We start from the raw sequence: 21,783 nt of genomic DNA, 5'->3' as shown, positions 1-21,783 counted from the left end.
TTCTCAGTGTTCCTGCAAGTATAGGCGCGCCCAGGCGACGAGGTCGAAATGGTCGACTTTGCCTGAATCTTCGCCCGCAAACAAACTGTTAAAACGCGCCTGGCCTTCATGGGCGCGCTGCCAATCTTGCGCAAACGAAAACAGATCAATCGCATTGACCGCGCCGTCCTGGTTTACGTCCGCGATTGAGAGCGGGACCGGCGTCGCGGTCGGCGCAGGCGTGGGCGTAGGTTCAGGCGTTGGTGTCGGGGTCGGTTCGTCCCCTGTTATTGTTGTGAGCGTAAAGGGAACATTTCGAAATTCTGTTGTCGCCATGAGAATAAAATAGCGGGTGTCGTCTAAGTCAACATCCCCCCGGTTGGACAATACAATTTCTACTGAAGTCTGTTGGTCCGGCGCTAAAAACTCACTGGTTTCAAGCGAGCCGTTTGAGCGCTCTCTCGCCACTTCGATGTAGTATCGCGTAGCAAAGTCAAATTCGATGCGAAAGACAATGCGGTCTTCATCGCCGCTGGGCTCAAACAAAAAACGCCCGTTATCGGTATATCCCCGCATGACGCCGTCGACTGGAACCAAGCCGTAGCGATATTCATCATCCGTCGTATTGTTAGAATCAACCTGGATGTTGATGTTATCTTTTGACTGGTTTTTTTTTACTTCAATCACAGTTGCAACGCTGCGCCCTTCTGACGCCTCGTCAGAGTCGTTGTAATATTCAATCTTGACTGGATTCTTGAACGAATCGTCGTTAAGCGACTCGGCGTACTGCCCCACGCTTGAGGCCAAAGTAAACACATCGTCAATCGGCTCAACCAATACGTGATACTTCCCTGGAGGCACGCCAGTAAACTCAAACGTCCCCTGGTTTTTATCAAACGTGCCCGTGACGGTTGACATGATGTTGAAAAATGGGTCTTCGACGTCGCGCAAGATCACATTGACGCCGGGCAACTGACGCGAGCCGCGCCGCACCCTGCCCGTTACGCGGCCTGAATTGGGCAAATGGTTCGTGCCGGGATATAAATTCGACAATGCGATCCGGTCGTCGAAACTGAGGGCCAAACGAAACGCATCATCATCTGACGTGGTCGGATACATGATCGAAAGCGCGGCGTCGTCTTCGTCAATGCCGTTGTTGGCGAACTGCCGCGAGTGTTGGGTATGGTCTAGCCCGCAGATATGCCCGGCTTCATGCTTCATCGTGACCAGAATTTCTTCGTCGCTGGAGTTGTTGCTCGAAAAGAACAATCCGTTATAGATGATCTCCGCCCGCACGATCCGGTTTCCAATATATTCAGGGAGCGCTCCGCCTAAAATTTGTTGTTTGGAACCAGACCCAAAGATGTTTTCGATAATTTCCCCATCGTCGTCAAAAATGATGGGGTTCACCACGTTTCGAGGCAGATAATTGTTTACATTTTTATAATTAGATGAATCCACGTCGCGGGACAAATTGTTCGCTCGCTGAAAGCGCAGCAACGATGTATCGACATCGCTCCATGCCTGGAACGACTGCTCGACCAAAAACGCGGCGTCGTTGTGAGATAGGTCGCCCAATTTGCCTGGATCAACGGAGTATGTGACGAGATTGCCTGGCCAGACGGTTTCACGCTCATTCACAATAATCAATGGGCCGCCAGCATGCACTGAAAGCGCTGTCGCTGCAAGGATGAAAACCACGCAAATTGTTTTATACATGAATGACCGTCATTCTGCTTATAAATATCGTTCTACTACAAAACAGTTCATCAGAGATTTGGTTCTCTTCTCGAAGAACATTTGATATGGCTAGCGATACAGTTCGTAGTCTACGCGAGTGTTCGCTGTTGGCGTTTGGGTCGTCAGGGTAAAGGGCGCATCAACCTCCGAACGGTTTCGCACTGCGATGAAATAGCGCGCAATCTGCAACGGAGGGTCGCTTGACGGCGTTAGCAGAAACTTCGCGTTGCCGTTGACGCTGCTCGCCGTGGGCAGATCAAACGCGCCGGGACGCCGCTCCATTCCAACCAATAAATCAAACAGCGAATCAGGGGCGCTATTCACTTTGATTTCGACAGCCGTTTCATTGCCGCCCAGGGTCATAATGTATTGGTAGCGGGTGGATGCGTTGGGCGGCGCCGCGCCAATTTGCTCATCGGGCAATCCGAAAAGTTGAGAATCATTTTCGTCAAATGAAGCGATGTCGAAATTCAGATCAAAGTTAATTTCGTTGTTTGTGCTGTTCGCCTCAACTGAAATGGGCGTCCAACGGCTGCGGTTGATGCGGTCGTCGCCAGTATGAAAGTATTGCGCGGGCGGCGGGTCCCGAAACGACAGGCTGTTAAATGTTGCGGCGTAACGCCCCACCGACGAACTGCCCCGGTAGAACAAGTCGACCGGTTCAATGTAAACCTGATAGTCCCCAACCGGGAGTCCGTTAAATTCAAACGACCCGCCCAGCGTATCAAAGGCGCCGCTGACCGTCGAATAGATATGATCGGTTACATGGCCCACCCGGCGCGCAATGACGTTCAACCCGGGCTTTTCTTCCGTATATTGTTGAATCAGCCCGCGAATCGAGCCTGTCGATTCATGGAAGCCGTCGCGGGGATATAAATTGGACAACGCCCACTGGTCATCATCAGTAAGCAAGGTGCGTTGGGTTTCGTCGTCAGTGGTTGTGGGGAACATGATCGGCGTCCAAACGTCATTGGAGCCGACGCCGTCGTTGGCGATGTGGCGCAGCAATTGAGAGTGGTCTAAGCCAATCCAATGGCCCAATTCATGTAAGATGGTGGCTTGATAGGCGGCCGCCGAAATATTTTGGGCGGTGAGATAAGCCCCGTTGAACACCACTTGGGATGAAAGAATGGTGGTCTCATTGCTTTCGGTGATGCTGGCGAAGCCCAGGATGTCATTTTGGGCGTTCTGACCAAACACCGCTTCTGTGATGCCGCCGTCGTCGTCAAAAATAATGGGATTGAACCCCGGTGCGCGACCGTCGATGTAATCAAGGTAATTGGCGCCGTCAATATCAATCGGCATCGCCCCGCCTGCCATAAATGAAATGGAGGATGTGGCGACGCGGCTCCACAAAGCGAAGGCTTGTTCAATAAGGGATTTGGCTTCTTCGGCGGAAAAGGGGCCGAGTGCGCCCTGGTCAAGATGGTAAGGAACTGGAAACGTCGACGAGTCCCAAACCACCGCTTGGTCGTTCCATATCTGCAACGGTCCGCCCGCCCATGTGAGCGCCGTTGTGAAAATCATAGAAAAAATGAGTATAAGCCTGATACGCAACCAACATGCTCCCCAAGTAAAATCCATAATAAGTATATCGAATTCAAACGAAAATGACCATCCAAGCCGATTGTCGGCGTTGAATTCCTTGAACGCAGAGGCGGATTGAGTTATAAACTCCGTGGTAGAGTCAGCCGGTCACTTGGATGCGTCTCTAAATTTGATTGGTAAAATCATAAAGACAACAGGTGGGGTGGTCGAGCTGGTTTAAGGCGCCGGTCTTGAAAACCGGAGTGCGGGAAACTGTACCGTGGGTTCGAATCCCACCCCCACCGTTTAATTGAGAAGGGGCGGGTTTCGCGGGCGCGGCGTCTACACTAAAATAGAACAATCTTTTCCGGAGGGGTGGCCGAGCGGCTGAAGGCACCGGTTTGCTAAACCGGCATACGGGAAACTGTATCGAGGGTTCGAATCCCTCCTCCTCCGTTTACTTCTTGTCTCACGTTTCAATGCTCTGGTTGTTTGCTTTTGCCCTAATTTTTTGTACAGGGATTGTGGATTGAAACGCATTTTCTTCTTACTCATGGCATCCTTCTTTTCGTTGCTGGTCGTCTCTTTCCTGGTTTATTTCAGTTTACGCTGGTTTGAACGCGCCACCGTTTGGGTTCCCAAAAGCCGAATCGTTGCAACGCCTGATTCAATCGGCCTCGACTATCAAGACGTAACCTTTCAATCATCCGACGGCGTTACGCTTCACGGCTGGTATCTAACACACGATAACCCGGTCGCGACTCTGCTGTTTTGTCATGGAAACGCCGGCAATATCAGCTATCGGCTCGAATCGTTCCGTCAGTTTCATTCCATTCGCTTGAATGTCTTTATCTTTGATTACCGGGGGTTTGGTTCCAGCGGCGGTCGCTTGAGCGAAAAGGGCACCTACCTCGACGCACAGGCGGCGTATGAATGGCTATGGGCGCAGAACCCGCAGCGCCCCTTGGTGATCTTTGGGCGCTCGCTCGGGGCGTCGATTGCGGTCGATCTGGCGTCGCGAGTCGAGGCTGACGGCGTAGTGGTTGAGAGCGGCTTTACGTCGATCACCAATTTGGGCGAGGAAATATATCCGTTTTTGCCTGTGCGGCGGGTGAGTGTGATTGAATATAATTCAATCGAAAAAATCCCCCAGTTAAACGCGCCCGTCTTGGTCGCGCATAGTTTTGACGACGAGTTGATCCCCTTCCATCACGGACAGGCGTTGTTTGACGCCGCGCCCGAGCCGAAGTGGTTTCTAGAAATCCACGGTACGCATAATGATGGACATGTCATTTCAGAAAAAGAATATCTAGCGGGCTTTCGCGACTATCTCATTTCCATCGGCGCCGAGTATGGGGAGTGACGGCAAGCGTTGCGTAACACGCCGACGGCGCGCTATTTCAACACAATCCGCACCGGGCAATGGTCGGAGCCTTGGACTTCAGGCAAGATGGTCGCTTCTTTTAATTTCTTGCGCAGCGCTTGCGAGATGCAAAAATAATCAATGCGCCAGCCCACGTTCTTTTCGCGCGCGCGGCCAAAGTTGCTCCACCAGGAATAATGCCCGCCCTCTTTGGTAAATTCGCGGAACGTGTCAACAAACCCGCTCTCGACAATCGCGTCAAAACTGCGGCGCTCTTCGATGGTGTACCCTGCGTTGCGTTCGTTGCTTCTGGGGTTGGCCAAGTCGATTGCTGTGTGGGCGACGTTCAGGTCGCCGCAAAAAATAACGGGTTTAGTTTCTTCTAATTTTTTTACGTAGGCCAAAAAATCGACGTCCCACTCTTGGGTGCGATACTCGAGGCGGTTGAGTCCGCGTTTTGAATTGGGCGTGTAGACATTCACGAGAAAATAGCTTTTGTATTCAAGCGTAACCACGCGCCCTTCGTGGTCGTGTTTTTCGACGCCCATATCATAGGTGACGTTGATTGGCTTTTTCTTCGTCAGCGTGGCCACGCCGGAATAGCCTTTTTTCTCCGCTGAGTTCCAATAGATATGATATTGAGGCAGTGGCAAATCCACTTGATCGGGTTCGGCGCGGACTTCCTGCAAACACAAGACATCCGGGTCGGCCTCGGCGACAAAATCTAAAAAACCCTTTCGGACCGCCGCCCGAATTCCGTTCACGTTCCAAGACATAAATTCCATTGTTTATTCTTTCATCCGCCATTAAAAATTTTTGCTTTAGTATAAGGCGAATGCACCAAATAGAAACGCCGAGCAAACCGGAAGCAGTCTTTTGAGCGCGATGCAATTCAATGACAGAAAACGCACAGGAGGGAACCTACGGCTTCTCGTCCGTCGCATCCACTTTTCTCCATGATCGAACATAGTCAATGTGAAAAGTCGAAGGAAGGTTTTCTGCATCAGGAAGCCCAAACCATTCGGGCATGGTTTCGCTATCGAAGTTCATGCGCAACGGCTGATGCCAGTGGTCGTTCTTAAACGTCCGAACGATCTTGCCGTCAACATACCATTTCAACGATTCCTCGTCCCACTCAAGCGCATAAATATGATATTCATCGGCTAACCGGTAGGGAGATTTCCAGATGCCTGCATGGGAAATATGTTCTTTTATTGTGGGTGTATGAAAAACATGAGCATTCATGTGATAGGAATTTTCATGTTTGGGCGCTTTGCCGCCTATTTCAAAAACGTCGATCTCGGTCCAGATTTCGGGCGTACTTTCATAAAACCAAAAAGCGCTGGACGCGCGCGAATCCATGGGTTTACAACGAATTTCGAAATAGCCGTACTTGACAATTGCTTTGCTTTTCACCGCCGCCGTCGTGAAAGTATGATACCCTTCTGGCAGGTCAGGCAGCGCCTCAGCCCGCGCAGTGAGCAATAATTCGCCATTGGAAACCGCGACGTTCTTTTTCGAAAAGAGCCCCGGTTGACGGCCTTTCCATTGCGGATTGTAATCATGCCATTTATCCGCATTGATTACCGAACCATCAAATTCATCCGTTAATTCTTCAATTGCGACCCACTGAGACGTTTCAGGCGGGGCCGCCGCGCCAATCTGCAAGATCAAGCATGAAAAAACAAAGAGGAGAAAGCGAAAGAGATGGGTCTTCATAAGTGGTTTGTCCTGAATTGGGTCCTTGAAAATTTATAATACATTGTTAATTAGAAACCAATAATCGAAAAACGAATATTTATTTTCACCTTACATTCAATCGTAGCATTATTTTTATTTTTCTTAGAGCGCTTGTCAAAAATCCGTTTTGTTATGAAAAGAGAGCCGGTGAAATTACAGGCGCTGAATCATTACCAAAATACTAAAATTTATTTATTACCTTTAATATCAGATTTTAGTTGACAGCTAAGACTTTATTCAGTTACGCTTGAAATAGAGATACAGTTGTTTTGCATGAATTGACGCGCAATTGTCTATTCGTTTATAAAAGAAATTGATATGCAGATCAAACCAGGATAAATCCTGGTTTACATACTTTACCGGGGGAGAGACAAAATGAAAATCGATCTCTCTGTCGTAAACAGCTTCATTTCAATTTCGTTGGTCATTGTTATGTTTTCTGCATTAATGTATGCAGCATTTGTTATGTTGTTCTGAAATCATCCAAACAGGACGCTCTCCTTCTTGGATGAGGCCGCGATGCCTTAATTAATATCCAGTTGCTTACAATAAGCGACCGATAGGGCGAGCGTGAACAGTCAACCCTTTTTTTGTTATTTTAATAGATATTATTTCTTCTGTTCTGAACTTAATTGCATGGTGTAGAAAGGCAGCGCTGTATCTATGCAAAATCAACCGGGCGAACGCCATCCCTTATCCGACAACTGGATCACCATTTTTGGTTTTACGGTCACTGTCACATTTTTCATCGCTGAAAGCATCATTATTCTGCTTGACCTATTTTATGGTACGCATAATCCCTATATCGGCATCCTTATTTATCTAATCGCACCCGCCTTTTTAATTTTTGGATTGCTGTTAATTCCGTTTGGAATGTGGCGCGAGCATAAACGGCGGTTGCGCGGCATCGAACACAAGGCGCTGCCGATCTTTGATCTCAACTCGCCCCGCCACCGGGTGTATCTGGGCATCTTTGTGGTTGGAACAACAATATTCGTCATTCTATCGATGGTGGGTTCATACCAGGCGTATCACATCACCGAATCGACGGCGTTCTGCGGCACGGTCTGCCATCAGGTGATGCTGCCCGAATACACCGCGTATCAAAATTCGCCTCATGCGCGGGTGGATTGCGTCAAATGCCATATCGGCCCCGGCGCCAACTGGTATGTGAAAAGCAAAATTTCAGGGCTTTATCAGGTCTACAGCGTAGTGACGAAATCCTATACCTTGCCGATTGACACTCCCGTCAAAGCGTTGCGCCCTGCGCGCGACACGTGCGAGGAATGCCACTGGCCGGAAAAGTTTTCTCAATCCATTGAAAAATCGATTGTGGCTTATGCTTCAGACGATGAGAATACGCCGTATCAAGTAGACTTGCTGCTGAAAGTCGGAGGCGTGACCGAAAACGAATCGTCGCACGGCATCCACTGGCATATCGGCCTCGACCATAAGCTCGAATATTACCCGCAAGATGAAGACCGCCAAATTATTCCCTGGGTGCGGGTGACGTACGATGATGGACGCACTATTGAATATGTAGACGAAACCAACACAGAATTTGACGTTGCGAAAATGGATGAAGAACAAATTCGCGAGATGGATTGCATTGATTGCCACAACCGGCCCTCTCACCGTTATCTTTCGCCGATTCAGGCGATCAATACTGCGATGCAAGCGGGCGCAATCGACCCGAAGATTCCGAATATCAAATCCATTTTGCTAGATGCAATGCAGGAAAAATACGAAACCACTCCAGAAGCGCTCGATGCGATTCAAACCGCCGTATTAACGAATTTTGATGATGGCAAAGAGTTGGACGATGCGATGAAGCAATCCGTCGACAAAGCGATTGATAAAGCGCAGGAAATCTACCGGACGAACATTTTTACTGAATGGAAAGTTGATTGGACGGTATACCCGTGGAACATCGGCCACTTTCAGTTCCCTGGCTGCTACCGCTGTCATGACGATAACCACCGAACTCAAGACGCCGAGCCGAAAGTCATCTCAAACGATTGCAACCTCTGCCACACAATTATTCGCCAGGGAGAAGGATGGGACGTAATTGCCAATATGGATTATAAAAAACAAGACTTCTATCACCCGCGCGGCTTTGGCGACGACTGGCAGGGGCAGAACTGCCATGAATGCCATTCGCCCGACGCGATGTAAGTTTGTGTATTGACATAATTCTTACTCGACGGAATAACCAAGCGCTTGAAGGCTTTCTTTGACGCGCGGATAAATTCTCGCGGCGTTTTTGTAATAGATTTTTTCCAGCGTCTCACGGGGCAGGTTCAACCCTTGCGTCGGCTGATCGCCAAAAAAACTGCCTGCAATAGTTTCGTCAGTTTCTAATATTTGAAAGGCTTGGAAGAAGCGCTGGCGATTGTATTCGGTTTCTTCCGGCTCCGTCCATTTGCCTACGTCGGTTCCAAACAAGATGCGGTCGTCATATTCAATCATAAAATCGCGCAGATTATCGCGGTCAACCAGGTTGAAATACTGAAAGGTCGCCGCCAAATCGACGTGCAAATTTGGGAAGGTTGACAGCGTGTTTCGCAAGTAATCAATCTGCGCATCCTGACAGAGCGACCACATGCCGTGCGCGTTGACCACGACCAGATTCGGATGACGTTCGAGCACATTGCGCCACGCGAGAATCTCTTTCCAATACGCGACCGGATCGGGAAGCCATTTGGTGCGGGCGCCCCAGGGGCCGTTCGGGTCTGCGATATGGATCGAGGCGCCCACCATGCCGATTTCTTCCATCTTGGCGAAGGTCGGCTCTAAAGCGGGGTTATCAACAAAGCGAATGCCGTCTTCGTCTGGTTTCAGTTTGCGCCCCGCAGGCCCCGCCCAGATTTTGTAACCGACATAACCGCGATCCAACCATTGTTGCAGTTCAGCCGGATCGTATTTCAACCCGTCGTGCGACGAATAATCGCTGATGGCGCAAAGCATCCGCCCCTGACCGGCAGCCATGGCTTCGTCGTTGTTTTCCATCGCGTCGCTGCCACCGCCCAGATTCAACCAGAGAGCGAGATCAATCTTGTTGGTATCTTTCAACGCTTTTCGTAAGGAATGAAACTTTTCGATTGCTTCCACATCGCTGGTGATGTGAGTGTGAACGTCGATCCGTGGGATGTCAGGATATTGCGTGACTTCGTCAGCAAAGGTCGTTGATTGAACCAATAGAAAAGATGCACATAGACATAGAAGTAACCGTTTCATTTTTCTCTCCAAAAAAAATCAATTAAAGAAGCCGTCTCAAAATACTTATACATTCGCTGAGTAAAGCATGGGTACAACTCTGCTCGCTTCAGTGCGGGCTTTCAGGCCCTTATGCACAGGCGCTCCCAGAGTTGCACCCATGCCAACATTAACTAGTCATATTTTGGCAGGCCGAAATCCAATCACGAAATTATATATTTGAATTATCTTCCATAAACGACTAAGCAATACTAGCCGCTCAACGTCCGCAGCATTTTTTATACTTCTTGCCGCTGCCGCAGGGGCAAAGCTCATTGCGTCCAATTTCAGGCGCATGTTCCGCCATTTGAGACGACGCGGAAGCGGCCTGTAAGTCGCGCAGGCGCTGGATCGACGCTTCATGTTCGCGGCGCTGGCCTTCGAGCCACTCATCGGCGAGGCGGCGCAGTTCTTCGTCGGCGTGTTCAAAGAACATGATATATGAGCGGCAAAAATGGTTCGAGCCGCTGTCGCCAGGGTCGCGCAGCCGATCTTTGGTGCAACCGCCGTAACAATGTTTTAGCCACTGGCAGTCCGGGCATTCGGGTGGCAGTTCTTTTTTCCAGAGACCGAATTCAGTCTGACGGTCGCTATTGAGCATCTCCACGATGCGGCCTTCGGTGAGGTTGCCGAGTTTCCATTCCGGTTCCACAAAAAAGTCGCAGGCATAAATGTCGCCGTTATGCTCGACCACGACGTAACAGCCGCATTCTTCGAGCAGAGTGCATTCAGGCGGCGCCATATCGACGTAGGTATGAAAGACCGAATCGACCCAGCGCACGGATGTGGTGGGTTTTCCATCGACGAAATCGAGTTTCCACAAGTCGAAAATATCACACAAAAACTGCCCGTACTCTTCGGCGGTGACCGACCACGAAGCCGCTTGAGCGGGGTCGTTGGGGTCGCCCTCGACGCAGGGGATGAACTGCATGAACTCGAAGCCCATGTCTTTGTGATATTTGTATATCTCTTCGGCGTGATGGCAGGAATAGTCATTGACCACCACCAACGCGTTGACCGCCACGCCGGAGTCGAGCATCAAACGGCCCGCGTTTTGAACTTTCTCCCACGAAGGCTTACCGCCCTTGGTGAAGCGGTATTTGTCGTGGATGTGCGCCGGGCCGTCGAGCGACAGGCCGACCAGAAATTGATATTCTTTTAGAAAGTCGCACCACTCGTCGTTAATCAGCAGCCCGTTGGTTTGCAAGCCGTTGCCGACCACCTGTCCGGTGCGTCCGTATTTTTGTTGAAACTCAACCGCCTTACGAAACCAGTCGACCCCCATCATGGTCGGCTCGCCGCCCTGCCAGCCGAACGAGACCTGCTGCCCGCCGTCTTGCATGATCTGGCTCACCATTTGTTCGAGCACTTCAAGACTCATGCGGTGGACTTTTGATTCAGGATACAGCGCCGCTTTTTCGAGATAAAAGCAATAGACGCAATCCAGGTTGCAATCCGCCCCGGTGGGCTTCACCAAGACCGATTGCAGCGGCTTGGAGCGAACCGGTTGGATGACTGGCAGTTCCATCAGTGACATGAGCGTCTCCCCAGACGTAAGAGCGTTAATTCAATGATGCGCAGTAAGCGCGCCAATGAGAATCGTGTGGACATTGTAACGGGGAAACCGATATTGTTCCAATCAAGGGCAGACCAAAAGCGGATTATTCGTCGATTGAGGATTTTCGTCGTATACTATCGAATAGGAAGATGCGCCTATTTTTGATGAAAGCAGATTGACCAGACGGCATGAAGTTTCTCTATGCGTTATTGACGATTGTGTGGTTATCGTATGGATGGGCGTGTTTTCAATCCATGCGCTGGGAACCGCCGCGCCCCGCGCCCCGGTATTACGCCCGCTATCTTCAACAGTCTACTGATGAAGTGATCGACCGCGACATCAATGAGCGCCGCTTGGTCTTAAGCGCCGACAACCTCTCGTTGCGCGACCGCTCGCGCGAGCGCTATCAACTGAGTTTTTTATATCTGCTCAAAGCCTTTCACCAATCGAACCACAGCTCTCAGCAGGCGTTTTTTGACAAAGCCCTCGAAGAAGCACTGGCCGCGCTGAAGCCGTTCCCGGACGACTGGCCTAGTTTCTGGATGCGCGCTGCGGAAATATATGGGCTCAAAGACGATTGGGACAACGCCGACGAGTATTACCGCCAAGCGCTGGAAATCGCGATTAAAAAAGACCCCAGCATGGTCAAATATGTGGTTGACAGCCAACAACGCGCGAGAGGCAGCCGACCGCCGTCATGACGTCAATGTTGCTGTGGACATTCGCAACCATCATTGTTACCGCGTCGCTCGGCGTTAATTTCACGATTCAAACATTTGTGAAAATGTTTGGCCAGTCAGTCGAAATTTACCCATCTTGGCTAGTGGAATGCCACTACGCCTACTATTGGTTTTCCGCTGTCTTACTGGTTCTACTTGACAAATTCTCTGCCGATTTTCTGAAACGCACCTACATGCAAGACCTGCAATGGATGGTCGATAAGGTCCTGCTCGCTCATATCGCGACCGTGGTTCCATTGCGGTTGTTGGGCATCCCCTGGCAAATCGCGTATGGCGGGTCGTTTGTGTTGACGGTGGTTGCGCCGGTCGCGTTCGCATCGTGGTACTACCCCCGCTGGCTCAAAAAGCAGGAGACCGAAGTCATCGGCGCGGCGTCGATTGCGGATATCGCGAAAGGCTGCGAAACCGTGCAGCGATTTCTTGATTATTTTCCCGCCGCCCGCCTGTATGTATTTGACAACAAAATAAAAAATAACAGCGCAATCTGCCTGTTTCAAATTCGTCGCAAGCGCCATGAACGCGAAGGATTGATGGAAGACATCCTGCTGCAAATCCCGGTCGATTTAAAACGGTTGCAACCGGTTGAAAAAGACGTGAAACTATCGCGCTACTTATTTTATGAAGAAGACCAACGCGCTTCAGCATTCCATTTGCCGGAACCGACGCTGGATGATCTGCAAACATTCGAGGCGCCGCCGGACGAATTTAGTTTGGACAAGATTGACAGCGCTCTCTACCGCCATCCGTCATTAACCGATGTCCCGCTGCCCATCGCCGCCCGCCAGGTGGAGTATGAAGTGATTTAGAAGGAGCGGGTTCGTTAGTTCACAAGATCATGGAACATTAAAAATTGAGGTTCATCCGGTAAATGAGTACTTACATTGGTGGATGGCCATAATTTTGATTCAGAAACGAACTCCGGCATATCAAAAAATGACAAACCAATCAGGCATGGGTGAAACTCTGGGAGCGCCTGTGCATAAGGGCTTGAAAGCCCGCACTGAAGCAAGCAGAGTTGTACCCATGCCTGATACAGCAAAAGATCAAGAAATTACGAAAAAGCGTCAAAAAACGCAATTCAATTTGTGATAAAGTATCCAAATACCGGAAGAACCAAAATTGATAAATCTGAAATGAAAAACCCGCTCGGTTTACGACCCGGCGGGTTTTTGCGTTTTGAGGACTTGGACAAGGCCGCTGAGGTTTTGCATGGGCGTTTTTGCGGCGGCCTGGTTTTCTTGTTGAATCGCTTCATACACCTCTTTACGGTGAATCGAAACCGTTTTGGGCGCACTGATGCCGATCTTCACCTGCTCGCCTTTAACGTCGACGATCGTGACGACGACGTCATCGCCGATGATTATGCTTTCATCGCGCTTTCGGCTTAGAACCAGCATGAGGGCCTCCTATGCCCGAAGTCACGACTGCATCTCCGGCAGGCGTTCATCATGTTCCCTTCCCTTCATCGCGGCGCTTGCCTGCGTCCAGTTCAACCACTTTGCCCTGTTTCGGCGTGGATGAATCGGCAACCGGGGCGGCGAGTTCGGGCGGTATGTCATGCAACAAGAAATGCTTGGTATTGTAACGATCATCAATCAAGACAAATTGCTTGGCGACTTTATCTTCAACATTAACCACCATTGGGCCGCGCAGGTTGGTGGTCAGGTCCATCGGGTTGGTGGGGATGGTGACGATGGTCAACACCTCGGCTTTCGCCAGGTCGTCTAACCCGATGCTCGCCAAGTCAGAATTTTTAACTTTGATTTCATATCCCGGAAAAAAGAGAAACGGGTTGACCACCACAAACGCCAGGTCCGGTTCATTCAGCGATTGCAGCCACAAGAAGGGTTCCTGTTCGGGGTCTTTCAGAATTGTGAATCGGTGATAGAGATTGAACCCAACCAAACCTTCCGGCAGATCTAGGACATCGGTTTCGGGAATGGTAATGCTCCCAAACCGTGTCGTTTCAAATTCGATCATCGCGTCGGAGGTGTTGGATGTATTCATTCCGATATTGGGGTCTCCCCTGTTAAATTCACAAGCCCGTCGCCGGGTTACGCTTCAGCCGCTTCATCTGTTAGTTTAAGGAAGAGCGATTCAAGGCGCAAGTCAGAGCTGCCATCTTCTGCTTGACCGCGCAATTCATCAATGCCGCCGACCGCAATTAATTGACCGCGGCGAATGATGCCGACGCGGTCGCAGAGTTCTTCCGCCACGTCGAGCGTATGCGTTGACAAGAAAATCGTCATGCCTTCACGGCTTTTTTGTTTGAGCAAATCTTTTACGACGCGGCTGCTGCGCGGGTCTAACCCCACCATCGGTTCATCAACGATCAACACTTTGGGGTCATGCACCATCGCGCCCGTCATAACCAGTTTTTGCCTCATGCCATGCGAGTACGACTCGACCAGCGAATGTTCTGCATGAGTCAGATTAAACATTTTAAAATATTCTTTGATATGAGCGTCAATTTTTTTGACCGGAACGCCGTACAACCCGCCGACAAAGTGAACATATTCATACCCGCTCAGTTTGTCGTATAAATAGGGGCTATCGGGAATATACCCAATTAAAGCTTTGGCGCGCTCTGGCTCTTGTAAGACATCGACGCCGCCGTCCAAACCATCGCCGCCAACCGAAACGCGGCCTGACGTCGGACGCAACAGCCCGACCGTAATTTTAATGGTTGTCGTCTTACCGGCGCCGTTTGGCCCAAGAAAGCCAAAAAATTCACCGGGGCGAATGTCTAGATCGAGATTATCTAGCGCTTTCGTTTTTCCGTAAAATTTAGTAAGTTGTTCAATACGGATCATAAACTGTTTCGCCGGAGCCTTTATTTTTCTCTCATGCGAGAAATGCTATCTATGCGACTTCGCTACAGTTGCACACAATGCGATAATAGTAAAACGAAGAAAGAAATCCGTTCGCTTTTTTAGATTTAGACGTTACACTATAATAGTTGCTCTAACTCCAAAAGGGGAGAGATACTTTCTCCAGGGGCGTTTTGTTTTTTCATAGTCATATAGAACTTCTAATGCGATGAAGTGTGTTGGGGGATTGATCTCAAACTATTTTGAGTATACCAGGCAATAATGAACGATTTTGATCTCAGCACAATACCCGGCGTCTCCTTCAAAGATTTGATGGGGGGGAGATGACGGCGCGTTTTCGATGGACAATATCGAGGTCTTTCTCGACAAAATCATGTCCGCCATTTCTGACCGCGTTCAGATCAACCCCAACCAGCTTGTCCGCGTCATGCACAGAGGCAAAGTCGTCTGGATGACGCAGGAACAAGCCGTCAATTATATGGACCAGGGCGAAAGCGGCTCGCTCGCCAGCGACGTCCAGCTCGCCTTAAAGGCTGACCTTAAAATTATCCGGCAGGAACTCGAAATTCTGCTGGCCTTAGCAACTTACACTGTCCGAAAATATAAAGACCAAGAAGCCATTGAGCCTGCAGAAATTGCGCGAATCGAACCGAGCCTGGTTCGTCGGCAACATGAAATTAGCGAAGGCGTCAATCAAACCGCCCAGAGTGAGGCGCTGCTTCAAGAAAAACGCCGCCGCAACCCCATGTTAGATGAGTATGAAGGAATGATGGGGCAGTTTTTAAACGAAAAAGCCAAAGGCAATATGGATGAAGCCTTACGTCTGGCGCGCATTTTAGCGGAGAGAAAGAAAAAATACATCCTGCTCTCACGCGCCATTGAGCCAGATATCCGCACCATCCAGTATCACCGTTTAAATTTACAAAAAACCAAAAAGCGCATTCTTAATACGCAAAACGATATCTGCGCGACGCGCATCGACGCGCTGCAGATTGAGTTGCATGATTTGCAATCGAGCATCACTCTAGTAAAAAACAGTACGGCGGACGCAGAAGAACGCGGCATGGATTCAGCCTCCGCCGAAATCAGCAAACTGCGCCTCTATGACGTTGAAGGCGCACAGAAAGAAATTGAACAAAAGGCCACCGAACTGAATTCACTCGAAAAAGAGAGCTCGATTCTTGAGCGGCAAGAACATGAAGTGGACGCTGTGATTTCACATATCGCCGAAAATATCTTGGGCGAAGTTGACTCGAAAGTTGATATGGAAGGCATCAAAGCCAAGCAAGAGAAGAAGCAAATGTCCGCGCCCAAAGCGACAGCAGAACCGGCGGATGACGGACAGAAGAAATCACGCGCACATGGAATGCACTTTAGGCGGTAATTTTTTATTTGATCATTTGATCTGTGGTTGTAGGGCAATCATAAACGCATTGGAGATAGTATGATTGCCTCAGGAAGCCCGGCGTTGTCCTTTGAAGATTTATTTGGTTCCTCGCCGGAAAATGTAACCGTCGACCAGCTCGAATCTCTACTCGACGACGTCGTATCGAAGTCGATGGAGAGCAGCGGTCGCTCGCCGCGCGAACTGGTTCGCGTGGTTGATAACGGCGTGGTTCGTTGGATGACCGCCGCCGAGGCGGAAGAACACGTCAACGACCTGAAAGGCGACGAAGACGCCAACCTGAAACGCAGCGTCCAATTCGCGCTGCGCGGGGATTCGCGTATTCTAGCGATGGAAATGCAGGTCTTGCTGACCATCTCCACCGGAACGCTCAATCAATACCGCGAAAACCAACTCATCCCGGTTGAAGAAATCACCCGCATCGAAAGTACGCGCAAAAAAAATCCGGTCATGGGCGAATTTGAAGGCAAAATGGCCGAACTGCTCGAGATGCAACGCAGCGGACACTCGAAAGATGCGCTGCCGCTGGCCCAAGCGCTGGCAAACATGAAACCGCGCTACATCCGCATCAGCAAAGCCCTGCAACACGACGCCAACGAAGGCTATTCGGTACGCTTGGACTTGCAGCAAAAAAAGAAAAGCATCCTCAGCCTACAACGCTACCTCGCCGTACAGCGCGAAGGCGTCTTGCAGGAAGAAAGCCAGGACCTGCGCAAAAAAATCGACAACCTCAAGGTGTTGCTGCAACGCACCGTGAAGGAAAAAGTCGACGCCTACAAGTCGCAACTCGGTCAGCGCGAAACCCAACTCGACACCAACCAATCGGAGCTCGAAGCCGTGCAACGTGAAATTTCGTACCTGACTCAGAAAGAAAAAGAAACCGAAGGCGTCATCAGCGGATTGCAGGAAACACTAGGCGTCGCTCCTACCGAACAGCCCAAGGAAGAACGCGCTGCGCAACCACCCGCTGCGCAAGAAGCGCCTCAAGAGTCCAAACAAGAGGACGCGGAGCAAGCCAAGAAAAAGCGCATCCGCATGGCGATTATGGACCAACGCCGAGGGTAGTTTTCATTAAGAACACCGGTCGAAAAAATGATAGCATGAGCGCACCCTATTGCGCTCATGCTTTTTTTAACGCCCCAATTCTTCACGCATGATTTCAGAAACCGCGAGGCTCAAACTCGGCGCATAGATATCCGCCTCATTGCGGTCTTGCTCTTTGATCTTACCGTAATAATCGACCAGTGCGGTTTTCATGCCCAGCGCCTTCGCGGGCGCGATGTCATATTCAACCTGATCGCCAATGTACCACGCCTGGGTCGGCGCCGCGCCTGCTTGATCGAGCGCATGTTCAAACACGCCCGGGTTAGGCTTGGCCACGCCGACTCTGCAGGAACACACCAAAACATTAAAGCGGTCGCGTACGCCCAGGCGTTCGATGACCGGCTCCATCGAGAGGTCCCAATTACTAATGACGCCCAGTTTGAAGCGCGCCCGCTTGAGCATATCCAGCGCCGAGCGGGCGTCGTCGAACAGGCGCAGGCGGTGTCCGCTTTCCCATTCCTGCCACAGGCCTTCGACGTGGTCTTCGATCACGCCGGGGAAGCCGAGTTCGGTCAACACATGGCGGTAGAGCGTTTTGAAATAGACCTCGAAGCGTTCTTGCGAGGTGAGTTCGGCTTTGGGGTTGTTCGCGAAAAAATGGTTGGTTTCGTGTCTGACGGTATCGAGGCTGATTTCGGAACCGACCGCGCCCCAGCGGTCGCGCACCGCTTCGTAGAAGGTCGGGTATCCATAGATGAAAGTATCGCCCGCGTCCATAAACACCCACGGCCTCGCCGGCTGACTATCCAGTAAAATTGACGAACTCACCATTCTCTTGTCTTTCGTAAATATTTTTTATATTATTCGGGAAGAGAATACATCAAGGAGAGAGCAAATGATATCTCGCGCGTTTTACGGTTGGGCGGCAAGGGCAAGGCTGAATGAAATGAAGCCAGCCTTTGAAGCGAATCGAGTTACACCCAAGCCCCACCATTATCAACGCTTAAAAAATAGAGGTTTAATAAAGCGCAACCAAACCGACCGCGTCAAAAAAAGCCTCAATAAAATTCATATCGTTTGTGTAATCGAATTAACGGTAATTTCTAGAACACGGGTAACAAAAGAAAACTTCTCTTTCATCAGATCAAAGTCTGGGCCGGAAGATATGAATCTTGCAGTACCTTCGACCAAAAAACCCGCGCCCGGGCCCATAGTCCCTACGACCTCTTTGCTCCCAACGGTGAGTAATACCTTGTTATTCTTTTGTATGTTTTTCTCGGTCTTTCTCATTTTCCAGGCAGGGATAAAGAGGGTGCCATCTTTTGGTATTACAAGGTAACTGTTCCAGGAGTTTGAGACATGCGCTTCATTATTCGCGCATGAGACAATAGAAACGACGCCTTCTTTTTCTATGACTTCCAAAAATTTTTCGTTGAACATTAAATTCTCCAGCTATTACTCATTATGTTTGCTCTGGTTTCATACTATCGGCTTCTGTCAAATCAGGTAGGCCCGATTACTTATTTCTGACTGGGTGGCGAGCCAAGGCTGAATGAAATGAAGCCAGCCCTTGAAGCAAATTCGAAATTCACCCAAGACCGATAGCAACTGTCTTGAAATGTAAACTCCGTGTCATTGCATCCTTACCCCCGCCTGCGGCAGGCAGGTTCTATCAGAGGAAGAATAAATGACTCAATCCCCCGCCGTCATTCCCCTTAATTATTTCTAGGATTTCCCGCATCATTCAAAGGATCGTATTGGTTCGGAAAGACATTACCCTATCGAGGAGCAAGCGAATGAGCACGAATAAGGAAACATCCAAACCCACCCGGCGCCGTTTCGCCAAAACCGCTGGATTCACTGTCGCCGCCATGACCTCGGCTCCGTTCACCGGTAAGGTGCTGGGCGCGAATGATACCATCAACATCGGCTGCATCGGCGTACGCGGTCAGGGAAAACACAACGCCCGCGAACTGATCCAAGTCCCCAACGTGCGCGTCACTGACGCCTGCGACGTCGACGCCCGCGAGCTCGAAAAATTTAACAACGAGTTTGAAGAACGCCAGTCGATGCGCCCCAAACCGCATAAAGATTTCCGCTATCTGCTCGATAACAAAGACCTCGACGCGATCAACATCGGCACTCCCGACCACTGGCACGCGATCCCCTTTATCTCCGCTTGCGAGCTGGGGCTGGACGTCTTCTGTGAAAAGCCCATCTCGCACAACATCGTCGAAGGCCGCGCCATGGTCAACGCCGCGAAGAAATACGGGCGCGTGGTACAGATCGGCTCGTGGCAGCGCAGCGTCCAGCATTTCGTCGACGCTATCGACTTTGTCCGTTCCGGCGCGTTGGGCGACATCACCATGTGCCGCGCCTGGCTGCTCGGCAACAGCGACGGCATGGGTTTCCATTACCCAAGCCAGGCGCCCGAAGGCGTCGATTACGATATGTGGCTCGGACCCGCCCCCTTCTCGCTGTTCCAATCGAACCGCTTCCACTGGGACTGGCGCTGGTGGTTTGATTTCGCCGGCGGACAGACGGCTGACTGGGGCGTCCACATGATGGACATCGTCTGCCTCGCGATGGGCGAATGGGACCCGCTCGAAGTGTCATCATTCGGCGATAACTTCTTCATCAAAGACGGACGCGACACCCCCGATACGCAAGTCGCGATCTTTAAGTTCCCCAGTTTTGTTTTACATTGGGAAGTGCGCTGGGGCAACGGACGCGGCGTCGACGGCTTCTCCGCCGGACACGGCGCGGAATGGATCGGGCGCAACGGACAGTTCGGCGTCAATCGCGGCAAGTGGGAAGTCTTCCCCGAAGGCGACCGCCTGGGCGACAAGAAACCGGAAACTATCAACGAAATCAAAGAGAGCCATCAGGCCAACTTTATTGATTGCATGAAGACGCGCAATAAGCCGCGCTCTGACATCGAGTCGATGCACAAAACTACGGCGCTTTGTCACCTCGCCAACATTTCGTTCCGCACCGGCATGAAACTCGAGTGGGACGCAGACCGCGAGGTCATCACCAACGAACCGTCGGCGATGGATTGCCCGCAGTTCCAACGCGAATACCGCGCGCCGTGGAAACTGCCCATGCACAAAATTTAATCACAGCAAAACCATACGAAACAAGAACAGGGGCGCCGATTGCAGCGTCCCTGTTTTTTTGTTGGCTTTTTTTGATGAACGACCGCCCCGGTTAGAGCAACCCAAACTTGCGGCCTTTTTCACGAATCGTTTTTCGGCTGGCGCCTGATAGTTGCGAAGCCTGCGAGATATTGCCGTTGGTTCGTTCTAACAGTTCTTCCAGATAGCGCCGTTCATAGGTTTCCACCGCGTCATAGAACGGCGTTTCAATTACAGGCGCGAAGTCATTCATGCCGCTCGCCGGAGGGGCGCTGGTACGAAACGAACGACTAAAAATCAAATCCTTCTTATCTATAATCGGCCCCTCCGCCAACGCGACCGCGCGATCAACCACCACGCGCAGTTCGCGTACATTGCCGGGCCATTGATATTGCATTAACGCGTCCATCGCTTCCGCACTGAACGCCGTCGGAATTTTGTCATACAGTTCAGCGTTGGTTTCGATAAAGTGCTGCACCAACAACGGGATGTCTTCTTTGCGTTCGCGCAACGGCGGGATGTCGATCACAAATCCGCAGAGGCGGTAATATAAATCTTCGCGAAAGTTTCCCTTCTCGACCATATCACACAGGTCAATGTTCGATGCGGCCAAAATGCGAACATCGACGGAGATCGAACTGTTCTCGCCAATACGACGCACCATTTTTTCTTCGATGACGCGTAATAAACGCGACTGCAAATGCGCGGTCGAGTTGCCGATTTCATCCAACAGCAATGTACCGCCGTGCGCCGACTCGATCATGCCCACGCGATCAGACGTCGAACCGGTAAACGAACCTTGCTTGTGTCCAAACAATTCGCTTTCGAGCAGCGTCTCCGTCAGCGCACCGCAGTCGATGGGCACAAACCGTTTTTTAGAACGCGGACTGCAAACATGAATCGCCTGCGCGACCAGTTCTTTACCCGCGCCGCTTTCGCCCTGAATCAACACCGACCCGTGCATCCGCGCGACTTTTGGAATCAGCGAAAAAATTTTGCGCATGCGCGGCGAACGACCAATCAATTTATGAAAACGGAACCCATCGCTTGCGCTCACGCCTTCGCTGGGTTCAACGAAAAGACGGCGACGTACGCGTTCAGCGGCGGCCAAAATTTCTTCCGGTTCGACTGGTTTGATTAAATAATTAAACGCGCCCACCCGCATGGCTTCGACGGCGCTGTGGATGGTTCCATACCCGGTAATAATCACCACCTCGGCGGCGGCGTTGCGGGTTTTGACTTCACGCAGGAGTTCAACGCCATCCATGCCCGGCATAGACAAATCACTCAATACCAAGTCATAGCCTTGCGTGTCGAGAAAGGTCAATGCTTCCTGCGCACTGCAAGCCGTATCAACGCTGCACCCATCTTGTTGCAGCAATTGGGTGAGCGTTGTCACCATGTCTGGCTCGTCATCGACAACCAAGACGCGAAGAGAAGAATTTAACGTAGCCGTGTTCATCC

Annotated in this window: 19 protein-coding genes and 2 tRNA genes; 9 read left to right on the top strand and 12 right to left on the bottom strand. The window is 50.7% G+C overall.

The features are described from left to right. Positions 1-3: 3 nt before the first annotated feature. A complete protein-coding gene (locus P9L94_20505) occupies positions 4-1,698 on the bottom strand; it encodes a hypothetical protein (protein MDP8246473.1) in 1,695 nt (564 codons plus the stop codon). A 90-nt stretch (positions 1,699-1,788) separates the two neighbouring features. Then, complete coding sequence (locus P9L94_20500; protein MDP8246472.1) at positions 1,789-3,276, bottom strand: M43 family zinc metalloprotease; 1,488 nt, start codon at positions 3,274-3,276, stop codon at positions 1,789-1,791. 187 nt (positions 3,277-3,463) lie between these two features. On the opposite strand from P9L94_20500, the gene P9L94_20495 reads away from it, so the two are divergent. From P9L94_20495 to P9L94_20485, 3 genes are all read left to right on the top strand, one after another. Further along, positions 3,464-3,551: transfer RNA gene (locus P9L94_20495), tRNA-Ser, on the top strand. A 64-nt stretch (positions 3,552-3,615) separates the two neighbouring features. After that, positions 3,616-3,702, top strand: a tRNA-Ser gene (locus P9L94_20490). A gap of 73 nt (positions 3,703-3,775) precedes the next feature. Then, entirely contained in the window at positions 3,776-4,609 is an 834-nt protein-coding gene (locus P9L94_20485; protein ID MDP8246471.1) for an alpha/beta hydrolase, read from the top strand. A gap of 32 nt (positions 4,610-4,641) precedes the next feature. Here P9L94_20485 and P9L94_20480 read toward each other — a convergent pair whose 3' ends face one another. Both P9L94_20480 and P9L94_20475 read right to left on the bottom strand, forming a co-directional pair. Next, the gene (locus P9L94_20480; GenBank protein MDP8246470.1) at positions 4,642-5,394 is read right to left on the bottom strand and encodes an exodeoxyribonuclease III; all 753 of its coding nucleotides are present in this window, start codon (positions 5,392-5,394) and stop codon (positions 4,642-4,644) included. 136 nt (positions 5,395-5,530) lie between these two features. Then, positions 5,531-6,328: a family 16 glycosylhydrolase gene (locus P9L94_20475; protein ID MDP8246469.1), complete on the bottom strand. Its 798-nt coding sequence runs from the start codon at positions 6,326-6,328 to the stop codon at positions 5,531-5,533. A gap of 684 nt (positions 6,329-7,012) precedes the next feature. Between P9L94_20475 and P9L94_20470 the strand changes: the two genes are divergently transcribed. Next, positions 7,013-8,524: a NapC/NirT family cytochrome c gene (locus P9L94_20470; GenBank protein MDP8246468.1), complete on the top strand. Its 1,512-nt coding sequence runs from the start codon at positions 7,013-7,015 to the stop codon at positions 8,522-8,524. 21 nt (positions 8,525-8,545) lie between these two features. On the opposite strand, the gene P9L94_20465 is transcribed toward P9L94_20470, so the two are convergent. Both P9L94_20465 and P9L94_20460 read right to left on the bottom strand, forming a co-directional pair. Beyond that, positions 8,546-9,586, bottom strand: coding sequence for an amidohydrolase family protein (locus tag P9L94_20465; GenBank protein ID MDP8246467.1), 1,041 nt, complete (start codon positions 9,584-9,586; stop codon positions 8,546-8,548). A 238-nt stretch (positions 9,587-9,824) separates the two neighbouring features. Next, the gene (locus tag P9L94_20460; protein MDP8246466.1) at positions 9,825-11,141 is read right to left on the bottom strand and encodes an anaerobic sulfatase maturase; all 1,317 of its coding nucleotides are present in this window, start codon (positions 11,139-11,141) and stop codon (positions 9,825-9,827) included. A 209-nt stretch (positions 11,142-11,350) separates the two neighbouring features. Here P9L94_20460 and P9L94_20455 point away from each other — a divergent pair, with 209 nt between their 5' ends. Next, positions 11,351-11,863 carry a hypothetical protein gene (locus tag P9L94_20455; protein MDP8246465.1) on the top strand — a complete coding sequence of 171 codons (513 nt, stop codon included), beginning with the start codon at positions 11,351-11,353 and terminating at the stop codon, positions 11,861-11,863. Continuing rightward, a complete protein-coding gene (locus P9L94_20450) occupies positions 11,860-12,708 on the top strand; it encodes a hypothetical protein (GenBank protein ID MDP8246464.1) in 849 nt (282 codons plus the stop codon). The genes P9L94_20455 and P9L94_20450 overlap by 4 nt, the downstream gene beginning before the upstream one ends. A 345-nt stretch (positions 12,709-13,053) precedes the next feature. Here the strand turns inward: P9L94_20450 and csrA are convergent, their stop codons facing one another. The 3 genes from csrA to P9L94_20435 are packed head-to-tail and all read right to left on the bottom strand — an operon-like array spanning position 13,054 to position 14,715. Next, positions 13,054-13,299 carry a carbon storage regulator CsrA gene (gene csrA / locus P9L94_20445; protein MDP8246463.1) on the bottom strand — a complete coding sequence of 82 codons (246 nt, stop codon included), beginning with the start codon at positions 13,297-13,299 and terminating at the stop codon, positions 13,054-13,056. A 49-nt stretch (positions 13,300-13,348) separates the two neighbouring features. Continuing rightward, a complete protein-coding gene (locus P9L94_20440) occupies positions 13,349-13,909 on the bottom strand; it encodes a flagellar assembly protein FliW (protein ID MDP8246462.1) in 561 nt (186 codons plus the stop codon). A gap of 47 nt (positions 13,910-13,956) precedes the next feature. Continuing rightward, positions 13,957-14,715, bottom strand: a complete 759-nt coding sequence (locus P9L94_20435) for an ABC transporter ATP-binding protein (protein MDP8246461.1) — start codon at positions 14,713-14,715, stop codon at positions 13,957-13,959. 358 nt (positions 14,716-15,073) lie between these two features. Here P9L94_20435 and P9L94_20430 point away from each other — a divergent pair, with 358 nt between their 5' ends. Both P9L94_20430 and P9L94_20425 read left to right on the top strand, forming a co-directional pair. Next, positions 15,074-16,117 carry a hypothetical protein gene (locus P9L94_20430; GenBank protein MDP8246460.1) on the top strand — a complete coding sequence of 348 codons (1,044 nt, stop codon included), beginning with the start codon at positions 15,074-15,076 and terminating at the stop codon, positions 16,115-16,117. A gap of 60 nt (positions 16,118-16,177) precedes the next feature. Continuing rightward, positions 16,178-17,203: a hypothetical protein gene (locus P9L94_20425; protein ID MDP8246459.1), complete on the top strand. Its 1,026-nt coding sequence runs from the start codon at positions 16,178-16,180 to the stop codon at positions 17,201-17,203. Positions 17,204-17,269: 66 nt separating this feature from the next. Here P9L94_20425 and P9L94_20420 read toward each other — a convergent pair whose 3' ends face one another. Together P9L94_20420 and P9L94_20415 are read right to left on the bottom strand one after the other, a co-directional pair. Then, positions 17,270-18,013 (bottom strand): HAD family hydrolase, encoded by a 744-nt coding sequence (locus P9L94_20420; GenBank protein ID MDP8246458.1) that lies wholly within the window; start codon positions 18,011-18,013, stop codon positions 17,270-17,272. Positions 18,014-18,250: 237 nt separating this feature from the next. Further along, positions 18,251-18,622, bottom strand: coding sequence for a pyridoxamine 5'-phosphate oxidase family protein (locus tag P9L94_20415; protein MDP8246457.1), 372 nt, complete (start codon positions 18,620-18,622; stop codon positions 18,251-18,253). 356 nt (positions 18,623-18,978) lie between these two features. On the opposite strand from P9L94_20415, the gene P9L94_20410 reads away from it, so the two are divergent. Then, a complete protein-coding gene (locus P9L94_20410; protein ID MDP8246456.1) occupies positions 18,979-20,301 on the top strand; it encodes a Gfo/Idh/MocA family oxidoreductase in 1,323 nt (440 codons plus the stop codon). 91 nt (positions 20,302-20,392) lie between these two features. On the opposite strand, the gene P9L94_20405 is transcribed toward P9L94_20410, so the two are convergent. Next, positions 20,393-21,781, bottom strand: coding sequence for a sigma-54 dependent transcriptional regulator (locus tag P9L94_20405; protein ID MDP8246455.1), 1,389 nt, complete (start codon positions 21,779-21,781; stop codon positions 20,393-20,395). Between the last annotated feature and the right edge of the window lie 2 nt (positions 21,782-21,783).

The organism is Candidatus Hinthialibacter antarcticus (assembly GCA_030765645.1).
Taxonomy (GTDB): Bacteria; Hinthialibacterota; Hinthialibacteria; order Hinthialibacterales; family Hinthialibacteraceae; genus Hinthialibacter; species Hinthialibacter antarcticus.
Note: the sequence above shows the minus strand (reverse complement) of the source record. Positions and strands in the feature narration are given on the sequence as shown.